16 protein-coding genes are annotated in these 19,547 nt (G+C 57.8%); 13 read left to right on the top strand and 3 right to left on the bottom strand.

All coding sequences use genetic code 11. The annotated features are described in order from the left end of the window. Positions 1-567: 567 nt before the first annotated feature. Positions 568-2,838, bottom strand: a complete 2,271-nt coding sequence (gene clpA / locus ACYZTU_RS11355) for an ATP-dependent Clp protease ATP-binding subunit ClpA (RefSeq protein ID WP_129436903.1) — start codon at positions 2,836-2,838, stop codon at positions 568-570. A gap of 30 nt (positions 2,839-2,868) precedes the next feature. Continuing rightward, positions 2,869-3,252 (bottom strand): ATP-dependent Clp protease adapter ClpS, encoded by a 384-nt coding sequence (gene clpS / locus ACYZTU_RS11350; RefSeq protein ID WP_034146919.1) that lies wholly within the window; start codon positions 3,250-3,252, stop codon positions 2,869-2,871. A gap of 225 nt (positions 3,253-3,477) precedes the next feature. Between clpS and cspD the strand changes: the two genes are divergently transcribed. Next, positions 3,478-3,744 carry a cold shock domain-containing protein CspD gene (gene cspD / locus ACYZTU_RS11345; RefSeq protein WP_461970164.1) on the top strand — a complete coding sequence of 89 codons (267 nt, stop codon included), beginning with the start codon at positions 3,478-3,480 and terminating at the stop codon, positions 3,742-3,744. 79 nt (positions 3,745-3,823) lie between these two features. On the opposite strand, the gene icd is transcribed toward cspD, so the two are convergent. Next, a complete protein-coding gene (gene icd / locus ACYZTU_RS11340) occupies positions 3,824-5,080 on the bottom strand; it encodes an NADP-dependent isocitrate dehydrogenase (protein WP_131062372.1) in 1,257 nt (418 codons plus the stop codon). A gap of 494 nt (positions 5,081-5,574) precedes the next feature. On the opposite strand from icd, the gene ACYZTU_RS11335 reads away from it, so the two are divergent. The 12 genes from ACYZTU_RS11335 (at position 5,575) to nuoC (ending at position 19,545) form a co-directional block, all read left to right on the top strand. Next, entirely contained in the window at positions 5,575-7,800 is a 2,226-nt protein-coding gene (locus ACYZTU_RS11335; protein WP_461970162.1) for an NADP-dependent isocitrate dehydrogenase, read from the top strand. Between the two features lie 75 nt (positions 7,801-7,875). Then, positions 7,876-8,322, top strand: coding sequence for an NUDIX hydrolase (locus ACYZTU_RS11330; protein ID WP_461970160.1), 447 nt, complete (start codon positions 7,876-7,878; stop codon positions 8,320-8,322). A 59-nt stretch (positions 8,323-8,381) separates the two neighbouring features. Continuing rightward, positions 8,382-9,527 (top strand): tRNA 2-thiouridine(34) synthase MnmA, encoded by a 1,146-nt coding sequence (mnmA, locus tag ACYZTU_RS11325; protein WP_461970158.1) that lies wholly within the window; start codon positions 8,382-8,384, stop codon positions 9,525-9,527. After that, entirely contained in the window at positions 9,524-10,147 is a 624-nt protein-coding gene (gene hflD, locus ACYZTU_RS11320; protein ID WP_347805483.1) for a high frequency lysogenization protein HflD, read from the top strand. Before mnmA ends, hflD begins: the two co-directional genes overlap by 4 nt. A gap of 125 nt (positions 10,148-10,272) precedes the next feature. Further along, positions 10,273-11,643, top strand: coding sequence for an adenylosuccinate lyase (gene purB, locus ACYZTU_RS11315; protein ID WP_461970157.1), 1,371 nt, complete (start codon positions 10,273-10,275; stop codon positions 11,641-11,643). Positions 11,644-11,729: 86 nt separating this feature from the next. Next, on the top strand, positions 11,730-12,899 hold the full coding sequence (locus ACYZTU_RS11310) for a ribosomal protein uL16 3-hydroxylase (RefSeq protein WP_461970155.1): 1,170 nt from the start codon (positions 11,730-11,732) through the stop codon (positions 12,897-12,899). After that, a complete protein-coding gene (locus tag ACYZTU_RS11305; RefSeq protein WP_017339601.1) occupies positions 12,892-13,317 on the top strand; it encodes a GNAT family N-acetyltransferase in 426 nt (141 codons plus the stop codon). Before ACYZTU_RS11310 ends, ACYZTU_RS11305 begins: the two co-directional genes overlap by 8 nt. Before the next feature lie 150 nt (positions 13,318-13,467). Next, on the top strand, positions 13,468-14,229 hold the full coding sequence (locus tag ACYZTU_RS11300; RefSeq protein ID WP_461970153.1) for a secretin N-terminal domain-containing protein: 762 nt from the start codon (positions 13,468-13,470) through the stop codon (positions 14,227-14,229). Between the two features lie 475 nt (positions 14,230-14,704). Further along, the gene (gene aceA, locus ACYZTU_RS11295; protein ID WP_282377694.1) at positions 14,705-16,030 is read left to right on the top strand and encodes an isocitrate lyase; all 1,326 of its coding nucleotides are present in this window, start codon (positions 14,705-14,707) and stop codon (positions 16,028-16,030) included. A gap of 559 nt (positions 16,031-16,589) precedes the next feature. Then, positions 16,590-17,003 (top strand): NADH-quinone oxidoreductase subunit A, encoded by a 414-nt coding sequence (locus tag ACYZTU_RS11290; protein ID WP_003223812.1) that lies wholly within the window; start codon positions 16,590-16,592, stop codon positions 17,001-17,003. A 10-nt stretch (positions 17,004-17,013) separates the two neighbouring features. Continuing rightward, on the top strand, positions 17,014-17,688 hold the full coding sequence (locus tag ACYZTU_RS11285; RefSeq protein WP_008146035.1) for a NuoB/complex I 20 kDa subunit family protein: 675 nt from the start codon (positions 17,014-17,016) through the stop codon (positions 17,686-17,688). A gap of 72 nt (positions 17,689-17,760) precedes the next feature. Beyond that, entirely contained in the window at positions 17,761-19,545 is a 1,785-nt protein-coding gene (nuoC, locus tag ACYZTU_RS11280) for an NADH-quinone oxidoreductase subunit C/D (RefSeq protein ID WP_461970152.1), read from the top strand. Positions 19,546-19,547 lie beyond the last annotated feature (2 nt).

Genomic DNA, 19,547 nt, shown 5'->3' with positions numbered 1-19,547 from the left:
AACACCTCCGCTCGGCCTGCCGAAGGGGCGAAAGATCAAGATCAACTTCAAAAGCCAAAGCCACAGCCACAGCCACAGCCACAGCCACAGCCAGATCAAAAGATCGCAGCCTTCGGCAGCTCCTACTGAAGCAAGCAAATCCGCCCCTCACCACTCAACAGGCCGAGCGTTAGCTCGCCTGCAGCTTTTGATTTTGATCCACCCGCCCCTTCGGGAGGCTGAGCGGAGGTGTTCATCTGGGGGGCAGGCGCGCAGCGCCGTTCGACGAAGTCGAACACATCGAGAGGAGGTTGAAGCGAAGCCAACCGGAGGCGATGCCCCCAGATGAATGCCGGAGCGAAGGAACGCCGAGCCTAAGCGAGGGGCCGGACGCTCGGGGCGAGCCTTTTTTTGCTTACTTTTTTTTGGCGTTTGAAAAAAAAGTGAGTTGCCGTAAGGGCGAAACCTCCAGCAGCCGTTACCGCAGCAACGGATATACACCCAAATCTCAATGGATATACACCCAAATCCCAAGCAGCAAAAAGGCGCCAACAGGCGCCTTTCGCTTTACCGCACTAGCAACAACCGTCAGGCCATCTCTGCCGTGGTCTCGAAGTCAAAGGTCAGCTCGCCGTCCTTGAGATCGATGTGAACCACCCCACCATGATCGGCCAATTCGCCAAAGAGAATCTCTTCGGCCAGCGGACGCTTGATCTTGTCCTGGATCAAACGCGCCATTGGTCGAGCGCCCATTGCCGTGTCGTAGCCACCCGCAGCCAACCAGCTGCGCGCCGCGTCCGTCACTTCCAACTGCACGCGCTTGTCTTCCAGCTGCGCCTGAAGCTCGGTAAGGAACTTGTCCACCACGCTTTTGATAACCTCATGACTGAGGCGACCAAACTGAATAATGGTGTCCAGACGGTTACGAAACTCCGGCGTGAAGCTCTTCTTGATCACTTCCATCGCATCGGACGAGTGGTCCTGATGGGTGAAACCGATCGAAGCGCGCGCTGCGGTTTCGGCGCCGGCGTTGGTCGTCATGATGACGATCACGTTTCGGAAATCCGCTTTACGCCCGTTGTTATCGGTGAGCGTACCGTGATCCATGACCTGCAGCAGCAGGTTAAAGACTTCCGGATGCGCCTTCTCGATTTCATCGAGCAACAGCACGCAGTGAGGTTGCTTGGTGATGGCTTCGGTCAACAGACCGCCCTGATCAAACCCGACATAGCCTGGAGGCGCACCGATCAGACGCGATACGGTGTGGCGCTCCATGTATTCCGACATGTCGAAGCGAACCAGTTCAATACCCAACGCTTTGGCCAACTGACGTGCCGCTTCGGTTTTACCGACACCGGTAGGCCCTGCAAACAGGAACGAACCGACGGGCTTGTCAGGCGACTTGAGGCCGGCACGGGACAGTTTGATCGCGGTCGACAGCGAGTCGATCGCGGCATCCTGGCCAAACACTGTCAATTTCAAGTCACGTTCAAGGTTACGCAGCAGCTCTCTGTCGGAGCTGTTGACGTGCTTAGGCGGAATCCGCGCGATTTTCGCAACGATGTCCTCGACCTGAGGCACTTCGATACGTTTTACACGCTTCTCGATGGGTTGCAGACGCTGGTAGGCACCCGCCTCGTCGATGACGTCGATGGCCTTGTCCGGCATGTGCCGGTCATTGATGTAGCGTGAGGCCAGCTCAGCCGCCGCACGCAGGGCTTCATCGCTGTATTCAATGCCGTGGTGCGTTTCGAAACGCCCTTTCAGGCCGCGCAGGATGCTGATGGTGTCTTCTACCGAAGGCTCCGACACATCGACCTTCTGGAAGCGTCGTGCCAAGGCACGGTCCTTCTCGAAGATCCCACGGAATTCCTGGAACGTGGTCGAACCGATGCAGCGGATATCACCCGACGACAACAGCGGCTTGAGCAGGTTTGAGGCATCCATGACGCCACCCGATGCGGCACCCGCACCGATAATGGTGTGGATTTCGTCGATGAACAGGATCGCCTGCGGACGTTTTTTCAGCTCATTGAGCAGCGCCTTGAAGCGTTTCTCAAAATCGCCGCGGTATTTGGTCCCGGCCAGCAAGGCACCCAGATCGAGGGAATACACCACGCTGTTGGCCAGCAAGTCCGGCACCTGGTTGTCGACAATGCGCTTGGCCAGGCCTTCGGCAATCGCGGTTTTACCCACGCCTGCCTCGCCCACCAACAGCGGATTGTTTTTGCGACGACGCGCCAGGATCTGTGCGACGCGCTCGACTTCCAGCTCACGGCCTACCAATGGATCGATACGACCCTGGCGCGCGAGTTCATTGAGGTTGCTGGCATAAGCATCCAGAGGATTGCCTGAAGATGAAGACTCACCGCCCTCGTCGTCCTGCATATCTTGCTCACCTTCAGAGTGATCGCCATGCCCCGGCACTTTGGAAATGCCGTGTGCGATGTAGTTGACGACATCGATGCGCGCAACGCTCTGCTGTTTCAGCAGGAACACTGCCTGACTCTCTTGCTCACTGAAGATCGCGACCAGCACGTTGGCGCCAGTCACTTCGCGTTTGCCCGAGCTCTGTACGTGAAAGACAGCACGTTGCAGAACACGCTGGAAGCCCAGGGTTGGCTGGGTTTCACGATCCTCGTCATGCACGGGGATCAATGGCGTGGTGGAGTCGATGAACTCCTGCAGATCATGCTTGAGTTTGTCGAGGTTTGCGCCGCAGGCACGCAATACGGTGGCGGCAGCCTCATTGTCCAATAGCGCCAGCAGGAGGTGTTCGACGGTCATAAACTCATGACGCTTCGATCGGGCCTCCTTGAAGGCAAGATTGAGGGTGACTTCGAGCTCGCGGTTTAACATAGCTTCACCTCATACCCAAGTGGTCGGCGATTAACCGTCCTTCTCGATTTCACAGAGTAGCGGATGCTGGCTTTCCCTGGCGTACTGGTTGACCTGCATGGCCTTAGTCTCGGCGATGTCGCGGGTAAACACTCCACATACTGCCCGTCCTTCTGTGTGGACGGCCAGCATGACCTTGGTCGCCAGCTCTCGATTCAGGTTAAAAAACACCTCGAGTACTTCGACGACGAAATCCATCGGTGTGTAGTCATCATTGAACAAAACCACCTTGTACATCGGCGGCGCCTGTAAAGCAGGCTTGGCCTCCTGAACAGCAATGCCTGCGGAATCGTCGTCGTGTTCCTCCGGATGATCTTTTTGGAGAGTCGGGCGATCCTGATTGAATGTTAGTCGAATCTGGCTGATTGCATGCATGGAAAGAAAGGTTCGTCAGTTGTGCAAATACAGTGGTGGGGGCGACCATCGCCGATTTCAACTCCGACTGCCTGGTCACCTTGACTATCGGCAAAACGGTGTTACAACCAATAGAGCCCACAGTGGGTAAAAAAGGTCCGCGGAGTCAATCTTATTTCTAAGAACTGACTGCGGATGTACTGGATGATACTCCAGTGATGGAGTCTGTTGCAGAGGGATATGGGTATGTCAGGCGTCAAGGTCAGCGGCAAGGTCAAATGGTTCAACAATGCCAAGGGTTACGGCTTCATCAACGAGGAAGGCAAGAGAGAAGACCTTTTCGCCCACTACTCGGCCATCCAGATGAACGGTTATAAAACCCTGAAGGCCGGACAGGCTGTCGTCTTTGAGATCATTCAGGGGCCCAAAGGCCTGCACGCCATCAATATCGGCGCGCCTCAGGACACTCAGAATGTGGTCGCTCCCACCGGACAACAAACCGTCACGGCTTGAATTCGCAGCAACCATCCAGTCATAAAAAAACCGCCCGACTCAATCACTTGAGTCGGGCGGTTTTTTATTACCTATTCGCTTACATATGCGAAATCAGCGCATCACCAAACGCCGAAGAAGACAGCAGCTTCGCGCCTTCCATCAAACGGTGGAAGTCATAGGTCACGGTCTTGGCGGAAATCGCGCCGTTGGTGCCCTTAATGATCAGGTCAGCCGCTTCGGTCCAGCCCATGTGACGCAGCATCATCTCGGCGGACAGGATCAGGGAGCCCGGGTTGACCTGGTCCTTGCCGGCGTATTTCGGCGCAGTACCGTGGGTCGCTTCGAACATCGCAATGGTATCGGACAGGTTGGCACCCGGAGCGATACCGATACCGCCCACTTCCGCCGCCAGGGCGTCAGAGAGGTAGTCGCCGTTCAGGTTCAGGGTCGCGATTACATCGTATTCGGCCGGGCGCAGCAGGATCTGCTGGAGCATGGCGTCGGCGATGGCATCTTTGACGATAACGTTCTTGCCGGTTTTCGGGTTTTTGAACTGCATCCACGGACCGCCATCGAGCAGGGTCGCGCCGAACTCTTCAGCCGCCACTTCGTAGGCCCATTCCTTGAAGGCACCTTCGGTGAACTTCATGATATTGCCTTTGTGCACGATGGTCAGCGAGTCGCGGTCGTTGTCGACCACATACTGCAACGCCTTGCGCGCCAGACGCTTGGTGCCTTGCAGCGAAACCGGCTTGATGCCGATACCGCAGTTTTCGTCGAAACGGATCTTGGTGACGCCCATTTCATCTTTAAGGAACTTGATGACCTTGGTCGCTTCCGCCGAACCGGCTTTCCACTCGATACCGGCATAAATGTCTTCCGAGTTTTCGCGGAAGATTGTCATGTCGACGTCGCCTGGTTTCTTGACCGGGCTAGGCACACCTTCGAACCAGCGCACAGGGCGCAGGCAGACATAAAGGTCGAGTTGCTGACGCAGGGCCACGTTCAGGGAGCGAATACCGCCGCCGACCGGCGTGGTCAGTGGGCCCTTGATGGAAACAACGTAATCCTTGACCGCGTCCAGGGTTTCCTGAGGCAGCCAGGTGTCCTGATCGTAAACCTGAGTCGCTTTCTCCCCGGCATAGACTTCCATCCAGGAAATTTTGCGCTCGCCGCCGTAAGCCTTCTTAACAGCAGCATCGACAACCTTGATCATGACCGGGCTGATATCAACGCCAATACCATCACCTTCGATGAAGGGGATGATCGGGTTGTTAGGAACATTGAGAGAATGGTCCGCGTTGACGGTGATTTTGTCGCCGACTGCTGGAACCTGAATCTTCTTGTATCCCATGCTGAACTCCATTGTTTGGATTGAACATCTGGCTTCGTTCGAGCGTACCCCAGTTAAATCGGCACGCAAACCCTATGTTCCATTCATCTGCCGCAAAGCTGCACAGTTCGCGGCCTACAAGCCTGAAAGCAAAGGGAAAAGCGCCAAACTCAAGCACGGTGCAAGACTCTACGCCCCGCTCGCCCCTGCGACCTTTAGACCAATGGACGATATTCGTTGCTTATGAACCATCGGCAGATTGCCAGCTACCTATGTATAATGCCGCCCGCTGACCACAGAGTCACGACGGCCAAACCTCTCTACTACGAGGCTCCAGGCCCGAAAAAGCCGGACTGTTACCGCAGTCCACCCGCTTGACGCTCGACTGATGCACCCAACATCACCGCGAAGAAACCTCGACATTCGGCTCATGGATGACTTTGAACGAACGCGCTCACACGGCGCCCCTCGAGTTTCTGCGCACGCTTAGCAAAGAAGAGAGAGTTAATCCGAATATGCCCACCCGCTCGAAGATCATCTATACCTTCACCGACGAAGCTCCCGCCCTCGCCACCTATTCACTGCTGCCTATCGTAGAGGCCTTCACCGCCTCCGCTGATATCGCCGTGGAAACCCGCGATATCTCTCTTGCAGGGCGCATCCTGGCCAGCTTCCCCGAGCAATTGGGTGACAAAGCCGTAGCCGACCACCTCGCCGAACTGGGCGACCTGGCCGTTACGCCTGAAGCCAACATCATCAAGTTGCCGAACATCAGCGCCTCGGTTCCGCAACTGCAAGCCGCGATCAAGGAACTGCAAGCCCATGGCTTCGCACTGCCTGACTACCCGGAAACCGTTACCAGCGACGCCGACAAGCTCGCCAAGTCGCGTTACGACAAGATAAAGGGCAGCGCCGTGAACCCGGTTCTGCGCGAAGGCAACTCTGATCGTCGTGCACCGCTGTCGGTCAAGAACTACGCGCGCAAGCACCCGCACAAAATGGGCGCCTGGGCTGCGGACTCCAAGTCCCACGTAGCGCACATGAGCACCGGCGATTTCTACGGCAGCGAAAAAGCTGCCCTGATCGACGCCGCTGACGCCGTCAAAATCGAACTGATCGCTCAAGACGGCACCACCACCGTCCTGAAAGAAAAAACCACCGTGCAAGCCGGTGAGATCCTCGATTGCGCAGTCATGAGCAAAAACGCTCTGCGCAGCTTCATCGCTGCCGAGATCGAAGACGCCAAGCAAAAAGGCGTACTGCTGTCGGTTCACCTCAAAGCCACCATGATGAAGGTCTCCGACCCGATCATGTTCGGCCAGATCGTTGCCGAGTTCTACAAAGACGCGCTGGCCAAGCACGCTGACGTGCTGGCACAGATCGGCTTCAACCTGAACAACGGCATCGGTGACCTGTACGCTCGCATCAAAGCCCTGCCAACTGAGCAGCAAGCTGCGATTGAAGCGGACATCCAGGCGGTCTACGCCGCTCGTCCGTCGTTGGCCATGGTCAACTCCGACAAAGGCATCACCAACCTGCACGTGCCGAGCGACGTTATCGTCGACGCCTCGATGCCAGCAATGATCCGTGACTCCGGCAAAATGTGGGGCACTGACGGTCAGCTGCACGACACCAAGGCTGTGATCCCGGATCGCTGCTACGCCACCATCTACCAGGCGGTGATCGAAGACTGCAAGCTGCACGGCGCCTTCGACCCAACCACCATGGGCAGCGTGCCAAACGTAGGCTTGATGGCGAAGAAAGCCGAAGAATACGGCTCGCACGACAAGACTTTCCAGATCAAGGCAAATGGCGTAGTTCGGGTTTCCGACGGCGCTGGCCGCACGCTGCTGGAACAGTCGGTTGAAGCCGGCGACATCTTCCGCATGTGCCAGACCAAAGACGCGCCGATCCAGGACTGGGTCAAACTGGCCGTCAACCGGGCTCGCGCCAGCAGCACGCCAGCAATTTTCTGGCTGGACCCAATGCGCGCCCACGACGGTGTGGTCATCGAGAAAGTTCAGGCTTACCTGAAGGATCACGACACCGCAGGCCTGGACATCCGCATCATGTCGCCCGTCGACGCGATGGCCTTCACCCTGGGCCGTACCCGCGAAGGCAAGGACACCATTTCGGTGACCGGCAACGTACTGCGCGACTACCTGACTGACCTGTTCCCGATCATGGAACTGGGCACCAGCGCCAAGATGCTGTCGATCGTTCCACTGATGAACGGCGGCGGCCTGTTCGAAACCGGCGCTGGCGGTTCGGCACCGAAGCACGTTCAGCAGCTGCTGGAAGAGAACTTCCTGCGCTGGGATTCCCTGGGCGAGTTCCTGGCCCTGGCCGCGTCCCTGGAGCACCTGGGTGTGACGTACAACAACCCTAAGGCGTTGGTGCTGGCCAAGACCCTGGATCAGGCCACCGGCCAGTTCCTGGACAACAACAAGTCGCCATCGCGTAAAGTCGGCAACATCGACAACCGCGGCAGCCACTTCTACCTGGCGCTGTACTGGGCTCAAGCCCTGGCTGCCCAGACCGAAGACACTGCACTGCAAGCGCAGTTCGGTCAGTTGGCCAAGACCTTGGCCGAGAACGAAGCGACCATCGTCGCCGAGCTCAACGCCGTTCAGGGCAAGCCAGTGGACATCGGCGGTTACTACCACGCCAATGCCGAGCTGATCAGCAAGGCCATGCGCCCAAGCAACACTTTCAACGCCGCGATCGCTGCGTTGGTTTAAGGTTGTAAGGATGCAAAGAAGCCCCGGCCCTGTGCCGGGGTTTCTGTTTCTGCCCCTCAACAGGAGGTTTTAATTATGGATTGGCTACCTCACATCACCGTCGCCACCATCGTCGAAGACAACGGCCGCTTCCTGATGGTCGAAGAATCCAAGGGCGGACGAACGGTGCTCAACCAGCCCGCCGGCCACCTCGACCCGGACGAAACCCTGATCGACGCTGCCGTGCGTGAAACCCTCGAAGAAACCGGCTGGGACGTCGAGCCGACGGGCGTGGTGGGCATTTACCTCTACACCGCCCCAAGTAATGGCGTGACGTATCAGCGGGTTTGTTTCACCGCAAAACCAATCAAACACCACCCCGATTATCAACTGGACGACGGCATCGTCAGCGCCAAGTGGCTGACGCGTGACGAATTGCTGGCACAGCGCGCAAACTGGCGCAGTGAGCTGATCATCCGCTGTATTGATGATTATCTGGACGGTCAACACTTCGGTCTCGAACTGATCCGCCCTTCTCTTTAGCCTTGCAGGCTTGGGCCTGTTAGAATCGCGTCCTTTTTCAAGACACTCATTGAATCCCTATGCGTGATCCAGCCCCTTCTGACACACAAAAGAAGCGCGTCATTGTCGGCATGTCCGGCGGCGTGGACTCTTCCGTTTCCGCTCTCCTGCTGATCGAGCAGGGTTATGCGGTGGAAGGCCTGTTCATGAAGAACTGGGAAGAAGACGATGGAACGGAATACTGCACCGCCATGGATGACCTGGCGGACGCTCAGGCCGTGTGCGACAACATTGGCATCAAGCTGCACACCGCCAATTTCGCCGCCGAGTACTGGGACAACGTGTTCGAGCACTTCCTGGCCGAATACAAGGCCGGTCGCACGCCGAACCCGGACATCCTCTGCAACCGCGAAATCAAGTTCAAGGCGTTCCTCGACTACGCCATGATGCTCGGCGCCGACCTGATCGCCACCGGTCACTACGTGCGCCGCCGTGATATCGAGGGTCGCACCGAACTGCTCAAGGGCCTGGACCCGAACAAGGACCAGAGCTACTTCTTGCACGCCGTCGGCGGTGAACAGATCGCCAAGACCCTGTTCCCGGTTGGCGAACTGGAAAAGCCCGAAGTGCGCGCGATTGCCGAGAAACATGATCTGGCCACCGCGAAGAAAAAGGATTCCACCGGGATCTGCTTTATCGGCGAACGCCGCTTTAGCGATTTCCTCAAGCAATACCTGCCGGCCCAGCCGGGCGAGATCAAGACCACCGAAGGTGAAGTCATCGGCCGTCACCACGGCTTGATGTATCACACCATCGGTCAGCGCCAGGGCCTCGGCATCGGCGGCTTGAAAGACGCGGGTGACGAGCCGTGGTACGTACTGATCAAAGACCTTGAAAACAACGAACTGATCGTTGGCCAGGGCAATGATCATCCGTATCTGTTCTCCCGCGCCCTGCTCGCTTCAGACATTTACTGGGTCAACCCGATTGATCTGACCGAGCCGCGCAAGTTAACCGCCAAAGTCCGTTATCGCCAAAGCGATCAACCCTGCACGCTGGAGAAAACCGCCACCGGCTACCGCGCCACCTTCGATGACCCGCAACGCGCAGTCACCCCAGGCCAATCCGTGGTGTTCTATGACGGTGAGATCTGCCTCGGCGGCGGCGTGATCGAAATTGCAGAACCGTGGACCAGCAAAGGCACTCCTCAAGGCGAGCAACAATGAGCCCGACTCAGGAGCAACTGACGGCACTGGGCGGCGTATTCCTCGCCGCCGTGCTGGTCGACAAGATCGCCAAGACCGGCCAGACCACCGAAGCCGGCCTGACCTGCATGCTCGGCAGCCTGCTGATTCGTGATCCCAAGGACACGCTGGAAGTCTACGGCGGCGACGACATCAATCTGCGTGAAGGTTACCGCGCATTGATTGGCGCCCTGGAACGCGACCCGAGCACCCTTCAGCGCGAACCGCTGCGCTACGCCCTGGCGATGCTCGGACTGGAGCGTCAATTGGCCAAGCGCAACGATATGCTGGATGAGATCGGCAAGCGCTTGCCGCAGATTCAGTCCCAGGTCGAGCACTTCGGCCCGGCTCACGAAAACGTGATTGCAGCCTGCGGTGCGCTGTACCAGGACACCTTGAGCACCTTGCGCCAACGCATTCAGGTCCATGGCGACATGCGCAACCTGCAACAACCGAGCAACGCTTCGAAAATCCGCGCCCTGTTGCTGGCCGGTATTCGATCGGCGCGCCTGTGGCGGCAGTTGGGCGGCCATCGCTGGCAACTGGTGATCAGCCGACGCAAGTTGCTGAAAGAGCTTTATCCGCTGATGCGCAGCAGCTGAACCGCGCCCGCAAGATCTTTTGTAATTTGAAACGCGTAGACGCTGGTCAGTTGGCAACGGACCGGCGGATTTTTTCATGTATGATACGCGCCCCATTTCGTTGCCCGACTGTCCGAGAACACCCCATGCAGCTTTCTTCGCTCACTGCGGTTTCCCCTGTTGACGGCCGCTACGCCGGCAAAACCCAGGCCCTGCGCCCAATTTTCAGCGAGTACGGCTTGATCCGTGCTCGCGTTCTGGTTGAAGTGCGCTGGCTCCAGCGCCTGGCCGCTCATCCTGCCATCAGCGAAGTGCCGGCGTTCTCCGCCGAAGCCAACGCGGTGCTGAATACCCTGGCGGAAAACTTCGCTCTGGAGCACGCCGAGCGTGTCAAAGAGATCGAGCGCACCACCAACCACGACGTCAAAGCCATCGAATACCTGCTCAAAGAGCAAGCGGCCAAGCTGCCAGAACTGGCCAAGGTCAGCGAATTCATCCACTTTGCCTGCACCAGCGAGGACATTAACAACCTGTCCCACGCCCTGATGTTGCGCGAAGGCCGTGATGACGTGATGCTGCCGCTGATGCGCCAGACTGCCGAAGCCATTCGCGAACTGGCGATTCGTTTCGCTGACGTGCCGATGCTGTCGCGCACCCACGGTCAACCGGCTTCGCCGACCACCCTGGGCAAAGAGCTGGCGAACGTGGTTTACCGTCTGGAGCGTCAAATCACCCAGGTCGCTGCCGTTCCGCTGCTGGGCAAGATCAACGGCGCTGTTGGCAACTACAACGCACACCTCTCGGCTTACCCTGAGATCGACTGGGAAGAAAACGCCCGCGCCTTCATCGAAGACGAGCTGGGCCTGGGCTTCAACCCGTACACCACGCAGATCGAACCGCACGACTACATCGCCGAGCTGTTCGACGCGATCGCGCGCTTCAACACCATCCTGATCGACTTCGACCGCGACATCTGGGGCTACATTTCCCTGGGTTATTTCAAACAGCGCACCATCGCTGGCGAAATCGGTTCGTCGACCATGCCGCACAAGGTCAACCCTATCGACTTCGAAAACTCCGAAGGCAACCTGGGTATCGCCAACGCGCTGTTTCAGCACCTGGCAAGCAAGCTGCCGATTTCCCGCTGGCAGCGTGACCTGACCGACTCCACCGTACTGCGCAACCTCGGTGTCGGCTTCGCCCACAGCGTGATCGCGTACGAAGCAAGCCTCAAAGGCATCAGCAAGCTGGAGCTCAACGCTCAGAAAATCGCTGCTGACCTGGATGCGTGCTGGGAAGTATTGGCCGAGCCGATCCAGACCGTCATGCGTCGCTACAACATCGAAAACCCGTACGAAAAACTGAAAGAGTTGACCCGTGGCAAGGGCATCAGCCCTGAAGCGCTGCAAACTTTCATCGATGGTCTGGACATGCCAGCCGCGGCCAAGGCCGAGCTGAAGCTGCTCACCCCGGCGAACTACATCGGTAACGCTGTAGAGCAAGCCAAGCGCATCTGATTGACCGCTTTACCCGTTTGAGACGCCCGGCAGCGCCGGGCGTTTTTATTCCCGTCTGAAAAGTGCTTTTTTTCAATAGGTTACACATGAATCCTGACATTCCTTTTCAACTTCTGGGCGGCATCACGGCGCGCGAATTTCTGCGCGACTACTGGCAGAAAAAACCCCTGCTGATCCGTCAGGCGATTCCTGAATTCGAAAGCCCGATCAACGCCGACGAACTGGCCGGCCTGGCGCTGGAAGAAGAAGTCGAATCGCGCCTGGTGATCGAGCACGGCGAGCGCCCTTGGGAATTGCGCCGCGGCCCGTTCGCCGAAGACGAATTCAGCAAATTGCCGGAACGCGACTGGACGCTGCTGGTTCAAGCGGTCGACCAATTCGTACCGGAAGTCGCTGAGCTGCTGGAAAACTTCCGCTTCCTGCCGAGCTGGCGCATCGACGATGTGATGATCAGCTTCGCCGCCCCGGGTGGTAGCGTCGGCCCTCACTTCGACAACTACGACGTATTCCTGCTGCAAGGTCACGGCAAGCGCAACTGGAAAATCGGCCAGATGTGCGATTCCGAGAGCAAGCTGCTGCAACACGCCGACCTGCGCATCCTCGCCGACTTCGAGGCCACCGACGAATGGGTCCTGGAACCGGGCGACATGCTTTACCTGCCGCCGCGCCTGGCCCATTGCGGCGTTGCCGTTGATGACTGCCTGACCTACTCGGTAGGTTTCCGCGCGCCAAGCGCCGCTGAAGTGCTGACCCACTTCACCGACTTCCTCAGCCAGTTCCTGCCAGACGAAGAGCGTTACACCGATGCCGACGCCCTGCCTGCGGCTGACCCACATCAGATCCAGCACGACGCACTTGATCGCTTGAAAGGCCTGCTTGCCGAGCACATGAGCGACGAGCGTCTGCTGCTGACTTGGTTCGGCCAGTTCATGACCGAGCCGCGCTACCCGGAACTGGTGGTGGGTCCGGAAGAGATCGAAGAAGACGACCTGCTCGCCAGCCTTGAGCAAGGCGCAGTACTGATCCGCAACCCGAGCGCGCGCATGGCCTGGTCCGAAGTCGATGACGACCTGCTGCTGTTCGCCAGCGGCCAGAGCCGTTACCTGCCGGGCAAGCTGCGCGAGCTGCTGAAGTTGATTTGCGCCGCAGACGCGCTGCACACCGACAACCTCGGCGACTGGCTGAGCGACGAAGACGGTCGCGGCCTGCTGTGTGAACTGATCAAGCAAGGAAGCCTGGGGTTTGCTGATGAATAAAATTCACGTACGTGTCGCAGACTGGCAAAAGGACAACGCCGAGATCCGGCGCATTCGTGAGACGGTGTTCATCGCCGAGCAATCCGTTCCGCCCGAGCTGGAATGGGATGCTGATGACGCAACTGCGGTGCATTTTCTGGCCTTCGAAGGCGACTTTCCGATTGGCACCGCTCGCCTGCTGCCCGACGGCCACGTCGGCCGGGTGTCGGTGCTCAAAGACTGGCGCGGCTTGAAAGTCGGCGATGCGCTGATGCAAGCGGTGATCGGTGAAGCCGAGAAGCGCGGACTGAAGCAGCAGATGCTGAGCGCACAGGTACAAGCCACGGCGTTCTATGAGCGCTTGGGCTTCAGCCTGGTCAGTGAGGAATTCCTGGAAGCAGGGATTCCGCATGTGGACATGGTACGTCATTCGGCTTGAGATCCTGTGGCGAGGGGGCAAGCCCCCTCGCCACAAAACGCCCCGCCATCTTCGGATGCCGGGGCGTTTTGCTGTCTACGGTTCAACTTGCCCCACGCCGGGCCGACAAACTGGCAATATCAACACTTCAAGATGTCGGAGATAACGGTTATGTCCCTACGCACCCTGTTCACCACGCTGCTGATGGCCTGCAGTTTTTCGGTTATGGCCGCCACCGAGATCGTGCCCCTGAACTACCACACCAGCGCCGACATGCTGCCGATGGCCCAGGATTTCATCGGCAAGGATGGCCAGGTCAGCGCCTACGGCAACCAGCTGATCGTTAATGCCGATCAGCGCAAGATCGACGAACTTAAAGCCCTGATTGCGCAACTCGACACCCAACCCAAACGCCTACTGATCACCGTCGACACCAACGAAAACAACGTTCAGGGCGATCAGGGTTATTCGGTGAACGGTGCCAAACCGAGCCAGACCCGCATCATCAATCGCAGCACCGACAGCCGTGATGGCGGAATCCAACAGGTTCAAGCCAGCGAAGGCGCACCAGCCCTGATCCAGGTCGGCCAGAGCGTGCCGCTGACCAGCACTCAAACCGACTCTTACGGCGACCTGCGAAGCCAGACCGAATACCGTAACGTCACCCAGGGGTTCTACGTCACCGCCAGCGTCACCGGCGACATCGTTCACCTGGCGATCAGCACCAATCGTGACCGCATGAGCCAGGAACGTCCCGATGTAGTGAATGTGCAAAGTACCGACACAACTGTCACGGGCCGATTGGGTGAATGGATCACCCTGGCGGGCGTAAATCGCCAGACACAGGCCGACAAACAGGGCCAGACCCGCAGCTACTCGACTCAGGGACGGGACGACATGACCCTGCGGGTGAAAGTCGATACTTTGGACTAAACCACCGAAAACTGACTGATTAGTCGTATTAGACCAAAGATGTAGTGCTTAAAAATAAGCACTACAAAACGTTTGACGATACAAAAAAGCGAAGGCATGATGGCCTCGCTCCCGCTAATCAGGGGCCCTGGCAAGGGCCTTCGAGGCGCCGTTCGCAACTACCCCGCGAGCCGCTTCGTGTCTGTACCGCCCACAAGGTGTGTTTGACGAGGTTGCCGACTGGAACGAAGTTGTCCCGAGGGACGGAAGCGTAATTAGGTAACCCGGCTCCACACTGAAGTTCGCACCAAGGCCCACGACGCCCGAATGCGCTCGCCAGTTCGCCCTTACCTGCTCACTTCCCCTCGAGCCCATCGTTCATCCCGTCGCCATCCCCGCCGAATCCGACTTGACCATCTAAGCTTCTGGTCAGCGAGCGCATGAATTTTCCACCGCAGAACAACTTTCCGTAAAAGACGCGACGAGGTTTATCTCCATGGCACTGACACGCGAACAGCAAATTGCAGCCCTCGAAAAAGATTGGGCTGAAAACCCACGCTGGAAAGGCGTGACACGCGCTTACTCCGCTGCTGACGTCGTCCGCCTGCGTGGCTCGGTTCAACCTGAGCACACCTTTGCAAAATTGGGCGCCGAGAAGCTTTGGAACCTGGTGACCCAAGGCGCCAAGCCGTCCTTCCGTCCTGAGAAAGATTTCGTCAACTGCATGGGCGCCCTGACCGGCGGCCAGGCCGTGCAACAAGTTAAAGCCGGTATCCAGGCGATCTACCTGTCGGGCTGGCAAGTCGCTGCGGACAACAACTCCGCCGAATCGATGTACCCGGACCAGTCGCTGTACCCGGTGGACTCGGTTCCAACCGTGGTCAAGCGCATCAACAACTCGTTCCGTCGTGCTGACCAGATCCAGTGGAAAGCCGGCAAAGGCCCGGGCGACGAAGGTTACATCGACTACTTCGCTCCGATTGTGGCTGACGCCGAAGCCGGTTTCGGCGGCGTACTGAACGCTTACGAGCTGATGAAGAGCATGATCGAAGCAGGCGCCGCCGGCGTTCACTTCGAAGACCAACTGGCTTCCGTGAAAAAATGCGGCCACATGGGCGGCAAGGTACTGGTTCCTACCCAGGAAGCTGTACAGAAGCTGACCGCTGCTCGCCTGGCTGCTGACGTTGCCGGTACTCCGACCATCATTCTGGCCCGTACCGACGCTAACGCGGCTGACCTGCTGACTTCCGATTGCGACCCGTACGACAAAGAGTTCGTGACTGGCGAACGTACTCAGGAAGGTTTCTACAAAGTGCGCGCTGGTCTCGACCAGGCAATTTCCCGCGGCCTGGCCTACGCGCCGTACGCCGATCTGATCTGGTGCGAAACCGCCAAGCCGGATCTGGACGAGGCTCGTCGCTTCGCCGAAGCGATCAAAAAGGAATACCCGGACCAACTGCTGTCGTACAACTGCTCGCCTTCCTTCAACTGGAAGAAAAACCTGGACGACGCGACCATCGCCAAGTTCCAGCGCGAACTGTCCGCCATGGGTTACAAGCACCAGTTCATCACCCTGGCCGGCATTCACAACATGTGGCACAGCATGTTCAACCTGGCGCACGACTACGCCCGTAACGACATGACTGCCTACGTGAAGCTGCAAGAGCAAGAGTTCGCTGACGCTGCCAAGGGTTACACCTTCGTGGCTCACCAGCAGGAAGTGGGCACCGGCTACTTCGACGACATGACCACTGTGATTCAAGGTGGCTCGTCGTCGGTAACCGCACTGACCGGTTCGACTGAAGAAGAGCAGTTCCACTGATCTGATTCGCCTGAGCAAACGGCCGTTGCGGATCGGATAGAAAGCTAACCGCAACGTCGCACAATTGACGCCCCGACTGGTTCGGGGCGTTTTTTTGCCCGCGATTTCACAAACACAATCAAAACCCTGTGGGAGCCCAACCTTCAAATCCTGAAAAAAATCATTGATCCAGAGCAGTTTTTCGATCAGGGAAAGAAGGTAAAACGACCCCGTGCGCTACTTACAGCAACGCGCATATAAGACAACTTTCCGGCCACCCACCCGTTAAACAGTTTAAAAACCACCACAAACAATATTGATTATCATTTAGCCAAAACTATGTTCGTTACATTCCCTACAAAACATATTTGATGAAATCCCGGCTAATGCCCGCAACGCATGGGCTGCGGGACCTTGGAGGCGCGCTATGTCCTTATTCTATTAAATAATTTCGCTATCTGAATTTTACTTGCACGGTGATGTGCCATAAAATCAGCGGGATTGATTGCTGCGACATATCGTCACTGCTTTGTTTCTTATCAAGCTCAGAGACCTTTGCTCTCTGTTAAGGATTACCAGCATGCCCGAAGCGACAGGACTCATGGCCCACAACTGGGGCTTTGCCATTTTCCTTCTGGGCGTCGTCGGCCTTTGCGCCTTCATGCTCGGCGTCTCCAGCCTCCTCGGGTCAAAAGCCTGGGGCCGCAGCAAAAACGAACCGTTCGAGTCCGGCATGCTACCTACAGGTGGTGCCCGCTTGAGGCTCTCAGCCAAATTCTATCTGGTCGCGATGCTCTTCGTGATCTTCGATATCGAAGCCCTTTTTCTCTTTGCCTGGTCTGTGTCCGTCCGCGAAAGCGGCTGGACCGGATTCGTCGAAGCTCTCGTTTTCATAGCAATTCTGTTGGCAGGTCTTGTCTACCTGTTCCGAGTGGGCGCCCTTGATTGGGCTCCGGAAGCTCGTCGCAAGCGGCAGGCGAAGCTGAAACAATGAGGCTTTGGCAATGCAATACAATCTCACCAGGATCGACCCCGATGCTCCTAACGAGCAGTATCCGATTGGCGAACGGGAAACCGTTTCCGATCCGTTAGAAGATCAAGTTCACAAAAACATTTTCATGGGCAAGCTCGAAGACGTGCTTAACGGCACGATCAACTGGGGGCGCAAGAACTCCCTGTGGCCGTATAACTTCGGTCTTTCGTGCTGCTACGTGGAAATGACCACCGCCTTCACGGCGCCCCACGACATCGCGCGCTTTGGCGCCGAGGTTATCCGGGCATCGCCGCGTCAGGCGGATTTCATGGTTATCGCCGGTACCTGCTTCATCAAGATGGCGCCGATCATTCAGCGTCTCTACGAGCAAATGCTCGAACCTAAATGGGTTATCTCCATGGGTTCGTGCGCCAACTCCGGTGGCATGTACGACATCTACTCCGTCGTTCAAGGGGTGGACAAGTTCCTGCCCGTGGACGTCTACGTGCCTGGCTGCCCGCCCCGCCCTGAAGCTTTTCTGCAAGGCTTGATGCTCTTGCAAGAGTCGATTGGACAGGAGCGTCGTCCGCTTTCCTGGGTCGTCGGCGATCAAGGCGTGTACCGCGCCGAGATGCCTTCGCAAAAGGAACAGCGCCGCGAACAGCGAATCGCAGTCACCAACCTGCGCAGCCCCGACGAAGTCTGATCCAGATCTGCTTCTTTTATAGAACGAGAAACTGGCTTCATTCTTTACGTTGACCGAAAGCGATAAATAACCATGACTACAGGCAGTGCTCTGTACATCCCGCCTTATAAGGCAGACGACCAGGATGTGGTCGTCGAACTGAATAACCGATTTGGCCCAGAGGCGTTCGCCGCCCAGCCTACCCGCACCGGCATGCCGGTGCTTTGGGTTGCCCGCGCCAAACTCGTTGAAGTCCTGACCTTCCTGCGCAACCTGCCCAAGCCGTACGTCATGCTCTATGACCTGCACGGCGTGGACGAGCGTCTGCGCACCAAGCGTCAAGGGCTGCCAAACGGCGCCGACTTCACTGTGTTCTATCACTTGATGTCGATCGAACGTAATAGTGACGTAATGATCAAGGTCGCCTTGTCCGAGAGCGACCTTAGCGTGCCGACCGTTACCGGTATCTGGCCGAACGCCAACTGGTACGAGCGTGAAGTGTGGGACATGTACGGCATCAACTTTGCCGGTCACCCGCACCTGACCCGCATCATGATGCCGCCAACCTGGGAAGGTCACCCGCTGCGCAAGGACTTCCCGGCCCGTGCCACCGAATTCGACCCGTTCAGCCTGACGCTGGCCAAGCAACAGCTTGAGGAAGAAGCCGCGCGCTTCAAGCCTGAAGACTGGGGCATGAAGCGTTCCGGTGCGAACGAGGACTACATGTTCCTCAACCTCGGTCCTAACCACCCTTCTGCTCACGGTGCGTTCCGCATCATTCTGCAGCTGGACGGTGAAGAGATTGTCGACTGCGTGCCGGACGTCGGTTACCACCACCGTGGTGCCGAGAAGATGGCCGAGCGTCAGTCCTGGCACAGCTTCATTCCGTACACCGACCGTATCGACTACCTCGGCGGCGTGATGAACAACCTGCCGTACGTGCTCTCGGTCGAGAAGCTGGCCGGCATCAAAGTGCCTGAGAAGGTCGACGTCATCCGCATCATGATGGCCGAGTTTTTCCGGATCACCAGCCACCTGTTGTTCCTGGGGACTTACATCCAGGACGTCGGCGCCATGACCCCGGTGTTCTTCACGTTCACCGACCGTCAAAAGGCGTACACGGTGATCGAAGCCATTACCGGTTTCCGTCTGCACCCGGCGTGGTACCGCATTGGTGGCGTCGCTCACGACCTGCCGCGTGGCTGGGAAAAACTGGTTAAAGACTTCATCGAGTGGATGCCAAAGCGTCTGGACGAATACCAGAAAGCCGCACTGGACAACAGCATCCTGCGTGGCCGGACTATCGGCGTCGCGGCCTACAACACCAAAGAGGCCCTGGAATGGGGCGTCACCGGTTCTGGCCTGCGTTCGACCGGTTGCGACTTCGACCTGCGTAAAGCTCGCCCGTACTCCGGTTACGAGAACTTCGAATTCGAAGTACCGCTGGCGGCCAATGGCGATGCCTATGACCGCTGCATCGTGCGTGTCGAAGAAATGCGTCAGAGCCTGAAGATCATCGAGCAGTGCATGCGCAACATGCCGGAAGGCCCGTACAAGGCGGATCACCCGCTGACCACGCCGCCGCCGAAAGAACGCACCCTGCAGCACATCGAGACCCTGATCACGCACTTCCTGCAAGTTTCGTGGGGCCCGGTCATGCCGGCCAACGAATCCTTCCAGATGATCGAAGCGACCAAGGGCATCAACAGTTATTACCTGACGAGCGATGGCGGCACCATGAGCTACCGCACCCGGATTCGCACCCCAAGCTTCCCGCACTTGCAGCAGATCCCTTCGGTGATCAAAGGCAGCATGGTCGCGGACTTGATTGCGTACCTGGGTAGTATCGATTTCGTTATGGCCGACGTGGACCGCTAAGC

This window comes from Pseudomonas sp. HLT2-19-2 (genome assembly GCF_054898005.1).
This window is presented reverse-complemented; position numbering and strand designations above follow the sequence as displayed.